A 12,995-nucleotide genomic window follows, 5' to 3' on the forward strand; every position below is an offset into this window, starting at 1 on the left:
ATGCACTTCCAGCCGACCGACGACCAACGGGCGTTGAAGGACGCGATGCGCGCACTGCTGGCGGGCCGCTTCGGCCGGGACGCGCTGCGGGCCGCCGTCGACCGGCCCGGTGTCCTGGACCGCACACTGTGGCGGGAGCTGGGCGGGGCGGGCTTCTTCGCCCTACGGCTGCCCGAGACGGACGGCGGGGTCGGTCTCGGACTGCCCGAGGCGGTGCTGGTCTTCGAGGAGGCGGGGCGGGCGCTGCTGCCCGGTCCGCTGGTGGCCACACATCTGGCGGCCGGACACGTGGCGGGCGCGGCGACCGGCGAGACGGTGGTCACGGCCGCCTTCGGCGGGTGCGTGGAGTGGCTGGCGGAGTCGGACGCCGCACTCGGGGACGTGACCGGTGCCGTTCCGGTCGCCTCGGTGGACCCGCTGACGCCGTTGCACCGGCTGCCGTGGCCGGTCAGGAGCGCCGACGGCGACGCGCCGGGTCCCGTCGCCGTCCTGCTCACCGCCGCCGAACAACTCGGCGGCGCGGCCCGGGTCTGCGAGCTGGCGGTGGAACACGCGCGGACCCGGGAGCAGTTCGGACAGCCGATCGGGGCCTTCCAGGCGGTCAAGCACATGTGTGCACAGAGCCTGGTACGCGTGGAGACGGCCCGTGCGGCGGTGTACGCGGCCGCCGTCACCGCCGATGCCGTCGACATCGCCGCCGCCCGTCTGCTCGCCGACGAGGCGGCCGTCCGCGGTGCCCGTGACTGCCTCCAGGTGCACGGCGGCATGGGATTCACCTGGGAGTCCGATGTGCACCTCTTTGTGAAACGGGCATGGGTGCGGACGCAGCGCTCGGGTTTGGCCACGGAGAGTGATGAACTCTTGGCTTCCGGCCTGCTGTCCGAGGCGGTGTGAGCGCCTCTGGGTAGGCGTTCTGCGGGTCGGTCGTCGATGATGTCGCGGATTGTGGCAATCCGGCGTCACTGAGCGTTGATACCGGGTTGTGTCCTACGCGTGACTTGTCACGGACTGGAGTCGGCGGGGTGCTCGGGTACCTTGTGTGGGATGCGAGCGGTTCCGAGTCCGAGCCACTCCGGTGCGACCCCTGTGGCGGCGCCGGATCCGGCTCCGCGTGCCGCCCGCAGGGCAGGACGGTCCGTCGTACCTGCCTGTTCGACTCGTCACGGCAAGGGTCGCACAGTATGCCGCACGCGTACTCCTTCGCGCTGGAATATGCCCGAAGCGCTTGTTGGGGTGACTGTACGTCAACCATGCTGTCATGCAAGGGAATCACGGTCCGTGATCCCGGTTCCTGCCATGCAGACGATGACCATGATCGTGGCCCTTGCAAGGCGCGAGGCGATGTGTCCGCCGGTTCGGATGGTGTGAGCGGTGCAGGTGCTTCAAGTGCAGCTGGAGATCCGGCCCGACGCCGCGGAGGTGGGGCGGGCTCGCCGATGGGCCCGCTCCCGGCTCGTGGGGTCGGGCATAGCGGTGGACGAACCACTGGCCGAGACGCTGGTTCTGCTCGTCTCCGAACTCGTCACCAACGCGGTGGTGCACACCGGCTGTCCCGCCGTGCTGCGTCTGCTGCTGACGGGTGTGCGGGACGACGCCTCCGGCGCTCCGGCCGGGACGGTCCGACTCGAGGTGACCGATGCCAGCGCCCGGCCGCCGGTTCCCCGGCGTGCGATGGGTGACGAGACGGGTGGCCGCGGCCTGGAGCTCGTCGACGGCCTCGCGGACCGCTGGGGCTGGGATCTGGAGGGCGTGGGCAAGCGCATCTGGTGCGAGGTGGACCGCTGTGCGGCGGGGGCCGTGGGCAGGGTCGCGACGTACGGAGTGGGCGTGGCGCCCCAGGAGTTCGCATTCGGCGTGGTGTAGCCGGAGAGGGTCCCGGCGTCCCGGACGCCGGGTGCGCGCGCCTGTCTGTGCGGCCGCACGGGCTTCGGGGACTCGGAGCGGGCCGGCAACGGGTGCGCCGTGCCGTGCTTCCGTACGCGCCGTCATAAATGGTGCAAAGGTGATGAATCACCTTGTTGCTGTTGACGTAACGTATTCGTTTGATCACGCTTATGGTCAGCGATTCGCCGTGAGGGGACGCCGAGGGCTCCGGTGACGGGAGTCCTCGACGAGTGCGGGTTGTGATTCGGCGTCGGCTCCTCGCGGGGCGGACGGTCCGCCGGGCCGTCCGGGGAGCAGGGCGGGTACGCCGAGCCGGATGGCGGTGCGCGGTGCCGTGCTCGGGGTGAGTCGGAGGTACCTCCCGCTCGAGCGTGGTCGAGAGTGGAGGAGGCGCGCCGCCACCCGGCCCTTCTCTGTACGGGCTGTCCCTAGAGGATCGCCACCGGCGCCACGGGGGTCCCTGTTCCGCCGACGAACGGTTCCGGCATCGCCGACAGCAGAAAGGCGTAGCGCCCCTCTTCTCCACAGGCTGTGGACAACTCTTCGAGATTCCAGTTCTGGCCCTGCAACATCCCCATCTCCACCAGGTCGAGGGCGTGGACGGGCAGCCACAGGTCGTCGATCTCGGGAGGAAAGATCTCAAAGGTAAGCGTGTCGTTCGCGACCGCCGCCACATCGCGCGCGTGGAACCACTCCGGGGTCCGCACGGACAGCCCCGGCGACGGATACCCGTACCCGTGCTTGTCGCCCGCCAGATAGGTCATGATCTGTCCGGTCCGCACGAGAACGATGTCCCCGGCCCGTACGCGGATACCGGCGAGTTCCTCTGCGGCGTCCAGGTCCTCCGGGGTCACGGCGTACGCGCCGTCGAGCCGCTGCCGGCCGAGCGCGCGGGGCACGTCGAGCAGCACTCCGCGGGAGACGATGTACCGCGGCTTGTCGATCCCCCCGAACGCGGCGCCGCCGTGCGGCGTGATCGTGCCGGCCGGGCGGCCGTTGTAGAGCTTCCCGGAGTGCGAGACGTGGGTGAGCGCATCCCAGTGGGTGGCCGCCTGGAGCCCCATGGTCACGGCGTCGTCGCTGCACGCCACGCTGCCGGGGCCGAAGATCTCCTGGTTGATCTGCACCATCACATGCAGCGGATTGACCCTGCCGGGGATGACGCCGGTCTGCACGCCGTCCTGCTGGAGGGGCAGGGCGAGCGGAATGCGCCGGCCGCTGCGCACGCAGGCCGCGGCCTCCCGCACCACCTCGTCGGTGATGAGGTTCAGGGTTCCGATCTCGTCGTCGTCGCCCCAACGCCCCCAGTTGTTCACGCGCTTGGCCATCTCCTGGAACTCGGCCGGCAGTGACATGAGTCCTCCCCGGGGCTTGTCTCCGAGTGTCTGACGGGACATAAAATCTAACGACTCGTCAGAAACTGCGGGAAGGGGCCGGGCGTGGGGAACTTCTTGGCAGGCAAGGTCGTCGCCGTGACGGGCGCGGGCCGCGGGATCGGGCGCGCGGTGGCGCTGGCGGCGGCGGCGGAGGGCGCCCAGCTCGTCGTCAACGACTACGGGGTGTCGGTGGAGGGTGCCTCCCCCACGAGCGAGGTCGCCGAGGCCGTCGTCAAGGAGATCGGGGCGGCGGGCGGTGAGGCCGTCGCGGTGGCGGACGACATCTCCACGATGGCGGGCGGCCAGCGGGTGGTGGACGAGGCGCTCGCGTCGTACGGCCACCTGGACGGCGTGGTGTGCGTGGCGGGCATCCTGCGCGAGCGGATGCTCTTCAACATGTCCGAGGAGGAGTGGGACCCGGTCGTCGCGACCCACCTCAAGGGCACGTTCACGGTGTTCCGCGCGGCGTCGGCGGTGATGCGCGCACAGCGCTCGGGCACGCTGATCGGCTTCACGAGCGGCAACCACCAGGGTTCGGTCGCGCAGGCCAACTACAGCGCGGCGAAGGGCGGCATCATCTCGCTCGTCCGCAGTGCCGCGCTGGGACTGCACAAGTACGGGGTGACCGCGAACGCCGTGGCGCCGGTGGCCCGCACCCGCATGTCGGCGAACGTCCCCATGGAGCTGACCGAGATCGGCGAACCGGAGGACGTGGCGGCGCTCGTGGTCTACCTCCTGTCGGACCGCGCGCGGCAGGAACGCATCACCGGCCAGGTGTACACGATCGCCGGCCCGAAGCTGGCGGTCTGGGCCCAGCCGAGGGAGCTGAGGGCCGCGTACGCGGAGGGCTCCTGGACCCCGGAGCGGATCGCGCAGCACCTGCCGGGAACAGTGGGGACGGACCCGATGCCACTGATCCGGCAACTGGAGGCGATGGAGAGGGCGGCACAGGAAGGGGCGCGGCCCAATGCGTAGGGCCGTGCCGTAGCTCCGGCGAGCCCACCGCGAGACGTCAGGACACCTATGGGAGGCGGCAACCGTGGAGTTCGGCCCCAACCCCGAGGACCAGGCATTCCGGAGCGAGGCGAGGGCCTGGCTGCGGGCCGGCCTGCCCGCAGGGAACCGGCGCGCGTGGGAACGCACTCTCGGCGCGGCCGGCTGGATCGGCCTCGGCTGGACCGAGGGCGGCCACGGCAACCGCCGTGCCACGCTCACCCAGCAGGTCGCCTGGGCGGAGGAGTACGCCGACTCGGGTGCGCCACCCCGCTCCGGGCACATCGGCGAGAACCTGCTCGCCCCCACCCTCATCACCCATGGCAGTCCGGAGCAGAAGTCGCGCTTCCTGCCCCCCATAGCGCGTGGCGAGGAACTCTGGTGCCAGGGCTACAGCGAACCCGGTGCCGGCTCCGACCTCGCCGGGATCCGCACCACCGCTGTACGCGACACACCCCACACGTACCGGGTCACGGGCCAGAAGATCTGGACCTCCCTGGCCCACGAGGCGGACTGGTGTTTCGTGCTGGCCCGCACCGACCCTGCCTCACGCCGTCACCACGGCCTCACCTTCCTCCTCGTGCCGATGGACCAGCCGGGCCGCGTCGAGGTCCGCCCGATCCGCCAGCTCACCGGGACCAGCGAGTTCAACGAGGTGTTCTTCGACGGTGCGAGCGCCCGTGCCGAACACGTGGTCGGCGGTGAGGGCAACGGCTGGCGCGTCGCGATGAGCCTGCTGGGCTTCGAACGAGGCGTCTCCACGCTGGCCCAGCAGATCGGTTTCGCACGGGAGTTGGGCGATGTCGTACGGGCGGCGGTGGCGACGGGCGCCGCGGGCGACCCGGTCGTGCGCGACCGCCTCGTGGCGCAGTGGGCGGAACTGCGCGCCATGCGCTGGAACGCCCTGCGCACGCTGGGCGGCACGGCGGACCCGGGCGCCCCGAGCGTGGCCAAGCTGCTGTGGGGCCGCTGGCATCAGCGGCTGGGCGAGCTGGCGATGCAGGTGCGGGGCGCCGCGGGGGCGGTGGGCCCCACCGACTGGTCGCCGACGGAACCGTACGAACTGGACCCGTTCCAGCATCTGTTCCTTTTCAGCCGGGCCGACACGATCTACGGCGGCTCGGACGAGATCCAGCGCACGATCATCGCCGAGCGCGTGCTCGGCCTGCCGAAGGAACCCAGGGGACCGAAGGGCTGAGGAGTTGCGATGCCAGGCGCGATACGAGGGGTGTTCTACGACGGCACACAGCCGCAGGTCGTGGACGATCTCGAGGTACGGGAGCCGGGGCCCGGCGAGGTGCAGGTGGCGATCTCGGCGGCGGGGCTGTGCCACAGCGATCTGTCCGTGGTGGACGGGACCATTCCGTTCCCGTGTCCCGTGGTGCTGGGCCATGAGGGCGCGGGCGTCGTCGAGGCGGTGGGCGAAGGAGTCACCCACGTACGGCCCGGGGACCATGTGTCTCTGTCGACCCTGGCGAACTGCGGGGCGTGCGCCGAGTGCGACCGGGGCCGGCCCACGATGTGCCGGCAGGCGATCGGACGACCGGGGCAGCCGTTCGCGCGGGCCGGCCGGCCGGTCTATCAGTTCGCGTCCAACTCCGCCTTCGCGGAACGGACGGTGGTCAAGGCGGTGCAGGCCGTCCGCATTCCGAAGGACATCCCGCTGCCGTCGGCGGCGTTGATCGGATGCGGCGTCCTGACCGGTGTGGGCGCCGTGCTGAACCGTGCCCGGGTGGACCAGGGCGACACCGTTCTCGTCGTCGGCACCGGCGGAATCGGCCTCAACGTCCTCCAGGGAGCGCGTATCGCCGGTGCGTCGAGGATCGTGGCGGTGGACGCCAATCCGGACAAGGAGCCGTTGGCCCGCCGGTTCGGTGCGACCGACTTCCTCACCTCCGTGGACGAGGTGAAGGACGTGCTTCCCACCGGCGCCGACCACGCCTTCGAATGTGTGGGCCGCGTCGAGCTGATCCGCGCGGCGATCGACTCCCTGGACCGCCACGGCCAGGCGGTCCTCCTGGGCGTGCCCCCGGCGACGGCCGAAGCCACGTTCCTGGTCTCGTCGATGTACCTGGACAAGTCCATCCTCGGCTGTCGGTACGGCTCCTCCCGCCCCCAGCGGGACATCGCGCTCTACGCCCGCCTCTACGGCGAAGGCCGCCTGCTCCTGGACGAGTTGGTCACGGCGACCTACCCGGTGGAGGACTACGAGAAGGCGGCGGCGGACGCCCACGCGGGGAAGGTCGCGAGGGCCGTACTGACCTTCTGAGCACCGTGCGGCGGCCGTTCACGGGGTTGTCCACAGGTCACGGACGATCCCGTGGGCTGCTGTCGGTGCCGTCCCCTACCTTCGGACCCATGACCTACCGAGACGTGGCCTACCGACAGGTGCGCGGCCGGCCGGGTCCTCGGCACCCGTGCGGAACGTCCGCCGATACCCGGAGGGGGTGACCCCGAGCGCAGCCTGTAGGTGCTGGCGCATCGACTGGGCCGTACCGAATCCGGCGTCCCGCGCCACCTGGTCCACCGACAGATCGGTGGACTCCAGCAGATGCCGCGCCCGTTCGATGCGCTGCTGGGTCAGCCACTGGCCGGGGCTGACGCCGACCTCCTCGCGGAAGCGGCGCGTGAAGGTGCGCACCGACATGGACTCCTGCTGTGCCATGTCGCGCAGCTGGATGGGCTCGTGGAGGCGGTCGAGCGCCCAGGCGCGGGCGGCGGTCGTGGTGGCCAGTTGCGGTTCCGGCAGGGGCCGGTGGATGTACTGCGCCTGACCGCCGTCGCGATGGGGTGGAACGACCGTCCGGCGGGCCACCTCGTTGGCGATCGCGGTGCCGTGGTCGCGGCGCACCATGTGCAGGCACAGGTCGATCCCGGCGGCGACACCGGCAGAGGTCAGGACGTCGCCGTCGTCGATGTACAGCACGTCCGCGTCGACCCTGATCCGTGGGAAGAGCCGCTGGAGGTGCTCGGCGTCGGCCCAATGCGTGGTGGCGGGACGGCCGTCGAGGTGGCCGGCGGCCGCGAGGACGAAGACGCCGGTGCAGATGGACGCGAGCCGGGTGCCGGGCCGGACGTGTGCGAGCGCGGCGGCCAGTTCCTCGGTGAGCACACCCTCCTCGAAGACGGGACCGAGCTTGTAGGACGCCGGGACGACGACCGTGTCGGCGGTGGCCAGCGTCTCCGGGCCGTTCTCGACCTGGATGGCGAAGTCGGCCTCGGTCACGACCGGGCCCGGTGGCCGGACGGAGCAGGTGACGACCTCGTACAGATGCCGTCCCTCGGCGTCCTTGGGACGCCCGAAGATCCGGTGTGGGATGCCCAGTTCGAAGGGGAGCAGTCCGTCGAGGGCGAGGACGACGACGCGGTGCGGCCGGAACGCTGGCTCACGGGTCATGGCCCGATGCTAACGAATACTGTCTCTCGGGCCACTCGATCGGCTCGAAACTTAGTCGGATCGTCTATGTCGTGACCCAGACAACCGAAGCCGCAGTCGTCGAGGATTCCCGGACCGACAAGCGGTCGTCCCGCGTTCACCGGGCGTGGTTCGTCGCCGCGGTCACCTTCGTGACCATCATCGGCGCCGCCGCCTTCCGTTCTCTGCCGGGACTGCTCATCGACCCGCTGCACCAGGAGTTCGGCTGGTCGCGCGGCACGATCGGCGCCGCGGTCTCCGTCAACCTGGCGCTGTACGGGCTGACCGCGCCGTTCGCAGCCGCCCTCATGGACCGCTTCGGCATCCGCCGGGTCGTCGCCGTGGCCCTCGCGATCATCGCGCTGGGCTCGGGCGCGACCGTCTGGATGTCGGCGGCCTGGCAACTCCTGCTCTGCTGGGGCCTGCTGGTCGGTCTGGGCACGGGCTCGATGGCGCTGGCCTTCGCGGCGACGGTGACCAATCGCTGGTTCACGGGGCGGCGCGGCCTGGTGAGCGGGATCCTCACCGCCGCCTCCGCTTCCGGACAGCTGCTCTTCCTCCCCGTGCTGTCCTGGATGGTGGAGACCCGCGGCTGGCGCCCCGCCGCGGTGACGGTGGCCCTCGCCGCCCTCGCGGTCATCCCCTTCGTCGTGCTGCTGCTGCGGGACCACCCCGCGGACGTGGGCCTGAAGCCGTACGGCGCGAAGGAGTTCGTGCCGCGTCCGGAGCCCGTGCGCGGAGCCGCCCGCCGTGCCGTCACCGTGCTCCTCTCGGCGGTGCGCACGGGCCCGTTCTGGCTGCTGGCCGGCACCTTCGCGATCTGCGGAGCCTCCACGAACGGTCTGATCCAGACCCACTTCGTCCCGGCCGCGCACGACCACGGCATGCCGATCACGGCGGCGGCTTCCCTCCTTGCGGTCATCGGTGTCTTCGACGTTCTGGGCACGGTCGCCTCGGGGTGGTTCACGGACCGCTTCGAACCACGCCGCCTGCTGGCGGTGTACTACGCCCTGCGCGGCATCTCGCTGCTCTTCCTGCCGATGCTCCTCGCCCCGGCGGTCCACCCACCGATGATCTTCTTCATCGTCTTCTACGGCCTGGACTGGGTCGCCACGGTTCCGCCCACCCTGGCACTGTGCCGGGAACAGTACGGCGAGGACAGCGCCATCGTCTTCGGCTGGGTCCTCGCATCGCACCAGGTCGGTGCGGCCCTGGTCGCGTTCCTCGGCGGTGTCGCCCGGGACGCGTTCGGCTCCTACGACGTGGTCTGGTACGCCTCGGGCGCGCTGTGTGCGGCGGCGGCCCTGATGGCGCTGGTGATCCGGCGGCGTCCGGCGGTCATGCCCGCGCTCGCGTGAACGGGAGGGGTGCCGGCCGGGCGGCGGGGTGAACCCTGCCGGCCACAGCACTAGACCAAGCGGCCCCTGTGGAACAGCAGCGGCCCTCCCTCGCCGTCACCCGTCCCGAGGGCCTGCACCCGGCCCACCACGATCAGATGGTCGCCGCCGGTGTGCACGGCGTGGATCGCGCAGTCGATCCACGCCGTGGCGCCCGCGAGGCGCGGGGAGCCGGAGAACGGCGCCGGTTCGTGGTCGACGCCGGCGAACTTGTCGCCGCCACTGACTGCGAAGCCGCGGCACAACTCGCCCTGGTGGTCCGCGAGTACGTTCACGCAGAAGACCCCGGCGCGGGCGATCCGCGGCCAGGTGGTGGAGGTCCGGCCCACCATGAACACCACCAGCGGTGGGTCGAGCGAGAGCGAGGAGAAGGACTGGCAGGCGAAGCCCGCGGGCGCCGCCTCACCGTCCGCCGCGGGCGCGGTGATCACCGTGACGCCGGTGGCGAAGTTCCCGAGGACGCGCCGGAACTCGCCCGGATCGACCGGTGCCCGTTCGTCCTCTGCGACGCACCGCAACTCGGGCCTGGGCAAGGCTTCGACGGAGCCCACGGCCGTGCCCGTCCCGACCGACCTGAGGTAACGGACGGCGGTGGCCGCCACCCCTGCATGTCCCATCACATCACCATTGAAACTGACCGAGCGTCAGATGAAAAGGCTGCGCGGAGCCCGGAATCCTGGGGCGGCCCACCACGATCCGTCGACGGTTCCACGGTCACCCGGGCCGCGTCACCGGCCCTCGAACGTGGCGCTGCGCCGCTCCACGAAGCTCGCGACCCCTTCCCGTGCGTCCGCCGTGGTCATATTGATCTCCTGGGCGGCGGCCTCGGCCGCGAAGGCGGTGGTGCGGTCGGTCTCCAGCGAGGCGTTGACCAGCTGCTTGGTGAGCGCGAGGGCGCGAGTGGGGCCACCGGCCAGGCGCTCGGCCCACTCCCGGGCGGTCTTCTCCAGGGCTGCCGCGGGTACGACCCGGTTGACCAGTCCGAGGCGCTCCGCCTCCGGCGCCGTCAGCGCGTCGCCGAAGAACATGAGCTCCTTCGCGCGCTGCGGCCCGACGAGCCGCGGCAGCAGATACGCGCCCCCTCCGTCCGGCACCAGCCCACGGCGCACGAACACCTCGATGAACCGCGCGGTGTCGGCGGCCAGGACGAGGTCGCAGGCGAGGGCGAGATGCACACCGAGGCCTGCGGCGGTGCCGTTCACGGCGGCGATCACCGGTTTCTCGCAGTCGAGGACCGCGGCGACCAGACGCTGGGCGCCCCGGCGGATCGTGCGGGCCACGTCGCCGGGGATCCGCTCACCCCCCGAGGCTGCGCCGCGCAGGTCCGCGCCCGCGCAGAAACCGCGGCCCGCGCCCGTGAGGACCACGGCGCGCACATCAGGGTCTGCGGAGGCGTCGAGAAATTTCCGGATGAGGTGTTCGCGCAGGTCGGGGGTGATGGCGTTGAGGGCGCCGGGGCGGTTGAGGGTGAGCCGGCAGACGTGCTGGTCAGTGGTGTGCAGCACCCATGACTCGACGGGATCTTCGGGGGAGGGCGTCATGATGTTCCGTTTCGTGAGTCGGCCGGTCCGGAACTCAGCGGCACACCGCCAGTGCGTCCAGCGCCACGGCTCCCTGCCCCCTGGGCAGCACCATCAGGGGATTGATGTCGAGCTCCGCGAGCCCGTCGCCGAGCTCGAGGGCCATGCGCTGGACACGGAGCACGACTTCGACGAGCGCGTCGAGGTCGGCCGGGGGGCGCCCGCGCACCCCGTCCAGCAGGGCACGCCCGCGCAGTTCCCCGAGCATGTCCCGTGCCTGTTCCTCGCCGAAGGGCGGCACGCGCACGGCCGCGTCCCGCAGCACCTCGACGAGCACGCCGCCGAGCCCGACCGTGACCGTCGGCCCGAAGAGCCGGTCGTGTCCGACGCCGACGACCATCTCGACACCGCGCTCCACCATCTGGCACACGAGGACGCCGTCGAGCTCGATCCCTTCGTAGCGCGCGATGTCGGTCAGTTCCCGGTAGGCGTCCCTGACCTGGCTGGCGGAGGTCAGCCCGATCTTCACCAGGCCGAGTTCGGTCTTGTGGGCGATCCGTGCGCCGGACGCCTTCATCACCACCGGGTAGCCGACGAGGCCCGCCGCGCGCACGGCCGCGGCCGCGCTGGTCACCAGCTGCTCGCGCGGCACGCGGATGCCGTACGCCCGCAGCAATTGTTTCGCCGCGTGCTCGCTCAGCTGCTGCCCCGGCCGCAGCAGTGCCTGCGCCTTGCGGAAGGAGGGCGAGGGGGCGCGGGGCGCCGTCTCGAAGGGGGAGCGGTAGCCGCGGACGAAGCGCTGGTGGTCGAGATGGGCGCGCACGGCCGTGAGACAGTTCGTGACCGTGCGGAAGGTGGCCACGCGCGAGGACCCGAGCAGGGTCTCGCGGTAGGCGGCCTCGGTGCCCACCGGCGACCCCCACACCACGCACACCAGCTTGTCCGTGTGCTCCGCCGCGTCCACCAGATCCTGCACGAGCTTGTCGCTCAGCGGCGGGAAGGGCCCGGTGACGGGGCAGATGAGCACGCCGACCTGCGGGTCGTCCAGGATCGCGTCGATGATCTTCCGCCCGCGCCAGTCGCCCACCGGATGGCCGCCGTTGTCGACGGGGTTGGCGACGTTCAGGTAGCCGGGGATCCACTGGTGCAGCTCCGTCTGCTTGGCCCCGGACAGAACCGGAAGCCGCAGCCCCGCCTCGGCCGCCAGATCCGCGACGTGCGCGGCCGTGCCGCCCGAGATCGAATAGACGACCACGCCGTCGGCGCGCGGGGTGCGCGCCCGGGCCAGCAGGGCGGCGGTGTCCTGGAGTTCGTCGAGCCCGTCGACGCGGATGACCCCGTACTGCCGCATCGCCGCGTCGACCACGTCGTCCGCGCCGGTCAGCTTGCCGGTGTGTGAGGCGGCGGTGCGGGCCCCGGTCTCGGTGCGGCCGACCTTGACGGCGACGACCGGCACTCCGCGTCGGGCGGCCCGGTCGGCGGCGAGGAGGAAGGAGCGGCCGTCCTTCAGCCCCTCGATGTAGCAGGCGATGGCGCCGACCTCGGGCCGTTCGGCGAAGTAGGAGATGAAGTCGGCGGTCTCCAGGTCGGCCTCGTTGCCGGTGGGAGCCCAGTGGGAGAGCCGGACGCCCAGCTCCTGCAGGGCGAAGACGGGCCGCCCCTGGTGCCCGGACTGGGTGATGAGCGCGACGGCCGGCCCGTCGAGGTCGTCCCGGAACCGCTCGAAGGCGTTGAGGTTGGTGTTGGGCCCGAGCAGTCGTATTCCGGACCGCTCCGCGGCGGCCGCGAGCCGGGCCTGGGCGGAAGCGCCCTCGTCTCCGGTCTCGGCGAACCCGGAGGCGAAGGCCACGGCGAACCTCACTTTGACAGCGCCCAGTTCCTCGAGCAGCGGCAGCGGGTCGGAGACGAGCAGTACGGCGAGATCGACCTGCTCGGGCAGCTCCGCGAGGGAGGGGGAGCAGGGAATGCCGAAGACGGAACGGCGGGTGGGGTGCACGGGATGCAGCCGGGCTCCGACCCACTCGGCCCAGTCGATCAGTTGCCGGGTGATGCCGGTGTGCGGCCGCCTCTCGGCGTCGGACGCGCCGACGACGGCGACCGACTCGGGCCGGAAGAACCGGTCCAGATCGGGGACGTCGGCATGCAGCGGACGGCCGCTGACGTCGAGGTCGCCGACCCCGGCGGGCCTGCCGTGCACCACGGGCGAAGGCTGCTCGTCGCAGGCGATGACCCGGGCCCGGCGGGAGTCGGTGGTGAGGGTGCCGTGGGTTGATCCAAGCATCGGTCCGCCCGCTCCTGTGTGACAACTCGGCAACTGACGTAGTGTCAGATTACCCAACTGACGAACTGTCAGGAAGGGACGGAACGGCCGCGGTCGTGAGCGGCCGTGCCGCTCGGACGTCCGTACCGC

Annotated in this window: 11 protein-coding genes; 6 read left to right on the top strand and 5 right to left on the bottom strand. The window is 71.4% G+C overall.

Going from position 1 to position 12,995, the window contains the following annotated elements; translation table 11 throughout:
• Together VXC91_RS04520 and VXC91_RS04525 are read left to right on the top strand one after the other, a co-directional pair.
• Window positions 1-894, top strand: coding sequence for an acyl-CoA dehydrogenase family protein (locus VXC91_RS04520; RefSeq protein ID WP_329505361.1), 894 nt, complete (start codon window positions 1-3; stop codon window positions 892-894).
• A gap of 477 nt (window positions 895-1,371) precedes the next feature.
• The gene (locus VXC91_RS04525) at window positions 1,372-1,863 is read left to right on the top strand and encodes an ATP-binding protein (protein ID WP_329505265.1); all 492 of its coding nucleotides are present in this window, start codon (window positions 1,372-1,374) and stop codon (window positions 1,861-1,863) included.
• Between the two features lie 449 nt (window positions 1,864-2,312).
• Here VXC91_RS04525 and VXC91_RS04530 read toward each other — a convergent pair whose 3' ends face one another.
• Window positions 2,313-3,239 carry a cyclase family protein gene (locus VXC91_RS04530; RefSeq protein WP_329505266.1) on the bottom strand — a complete coding sequence of 309 codons (927 nt, stop codon included), beginning with the start codon at window positions 3,237-3,239 and terminating at the stop codon, window positions 2,313-2,315.
• Between the two features lie 84 nt (window positions 3,240-3,323).
• Here VXC91_RS04530 and VXC91_RS04535 point away from each other — a divergent pair, with 84 nt between their 5' ends.
• The 3 genes from VXC91_RS04535 to VXC91_RS04545 all read left to right on the top strand — a co-directional run bounded on the left by VXC91_RS04535 (window position 3,324) and on the right by VXC91_RS04545 (window position 6,522).
• Window positions 3,324-4,235: an SDR family NAD(P)-dependent oxidoreductase gene (locus VXC91_RS04535; protein WP_329505267.1), complete on the top strand. Its 912-nt coding sequence runs from the start codon at window positions 3,324-3,326 to the stop codon at window positions 4,233-4,235.
• Window positions 4,236-4,299: 64 nt separating this feature from the next.
• Window positions 4,300-5,451, top strand: coding sequence for an acyl-CoA dehydrogenase family protein (locus VXC91_RS04540; protein ID WP_329505269.1), 1,152 nt, complete (start codon window positions 4,300-4,302; stop codon window positions 5,449-5,451).
• A 21-nt stretch (window positions 5,452-5,472) separates the two neighbouring features.
• Window positions 5,473-6,522 (top strand): Zn-dependent alcohol dehydrogenase, encoded by a 1,050-nt coding sequence (locus tag VXC91_RS04545; protein ID WP_329505362.1) that lies wholly within the window; start codon window positions 5,473-5,475, stop codon window positions 6,520-6,522.
• A 75-nt stretch (window positions 6,523-6,597) separates the two neighbouring features.
• On the opposite strand, the gene VXC91_RS04550 is transcribed toward VXC91_RS04545, so the two are convergent.
• A complete protein-coding gene (locus tag VXC91_RS04550) occupies window positions 6,598-7,650 on the bottom strand; it encodes a GlxA family transcriptional regulator (protein WP_329505271.1) in 1,053 nt (350 codons plus the stop codon).
• Between the two features lie 71 nt (window positions 7,651-7,721).
• On the opposite strand from VXC91_RS04550, the gene VXC91_RS04555 reads away from it, so the two are divergent.
• Window positions 7,722-9,026, top strand: coding sequence for an MFS transporter (locus VXC91_RS04555; protein WP_329505273.1), 1,305 nt, complete (start codon window positions 7,722-7,724; stop codon window positions 9,024-9,026).
• A gap of 50 nt (window positions 9,027-9,076) precedes the next feature.
• Here VXC91_RS04555 and VXC91_RS04560 read toward each other — a convergent pair whose 3' ends face one another.
• The 3 genes from VXC91_RS04560 to VXC91_RS04570 all read right to left on the bottom strand — a co-directional run bounded on the left by VXC91_RS04560 (window position 9,077) and on the right by VXC91_RS04570 (window position 12,866).
• Entirely contained in the window at window positions 9,077-9,682 is a 606-nt protein-coding gene (locus tag VXC91_RS04560) for a flavin reductase family protein (protein ID WP_329505274.1), read from the bottom strand.
• A gap of 111 nt (window positions 9,683-9,793) precedes the next feature.
• Window positions 9,794-10,606 (bottom strand): enoyl-CoA hydratase/isomerase family protein, encoded by an 813-nt coding sequence (locus VXC91_RS04565; RefSeq protein WP_329505276.1) that lies wholly within the window; start codon window positions 10,604-10,606, stop codon window positions 9,794-9,796.
• Window positions 10,607-10,640: 34 nt separating this feature from the next.
• Window positions 10,641-12,866 (bottom strand): acetate--CoA ligase family protein, encoded by a 2,226-nt coding sequence (locus tag VXC91_RS04570; RefSeq protein WP_329505278.1) that lies wholly within the window; start codon window positions 12,864-12,866, stop codon window positions 10,641-10,643.
• Window positions 12,867-12,995: the final 129 nt, after the last annotated feature.

This window comes from Streptomyces chiangmaiensis (assembly GCF_036281785.1).
GTDB classification, from domain to species: Bacteria; Actinomycetota; Actinomycetes; order Streptomycetales; family Streptomycetaceae; genus Streptomyces; species Streptomyces chiangmaiensis.

What these genes read in the sequence shown, in the direction of transcription:
- VXC91_RS04520 (WP_329505361.1), top strand. Translation starts at nt 1, where the DNA reads ATGCACTTCCAGCCGACCGACGACCAACGGGCGTTGAAGGACGCGATG.
- VXC91_RS04530 (WP_329505266.1), bottom strand. Translation starts at nt 3,239, where the DNA reads ATGTCACTGCCGGCCGAGTTCCAGGAGATGGCCAAGCGCGTGAACAAC.
- VXC91_RS04550 (WP_329505271.1), bottom strand. Translation starts at nt 7,650, where the DNA reads ATGACCCGTGAGCCAGCGTTCCGGCCGCACCGCGTCGTCGTCCTCGCC.
- VXC91_RS04560 (WP_329505274.1), bottom strand. Translation starts at nt 9,682, where the DNA reads ATGGGACATGCAGGGGTGGCGGCCACCGCCGTCCGTTACCTCAGGTCG.
- VXC91_RS04565 (WP_329505276.1), bottom strand. Translation starts at nt 10,606, where the DNA reads ATGACGCCCTCCCCCGAAGATCCCGTCGAGTCATGGGTGCTGCACACC.
- VXC91_RS04570 (WP_329505278.1), bottom strand. Translation starts at nt 12,866, where the DNA reads ATGCTTGGATCAACCCACGGCACCCTCACCACCGACTCCCGCCGGGCC.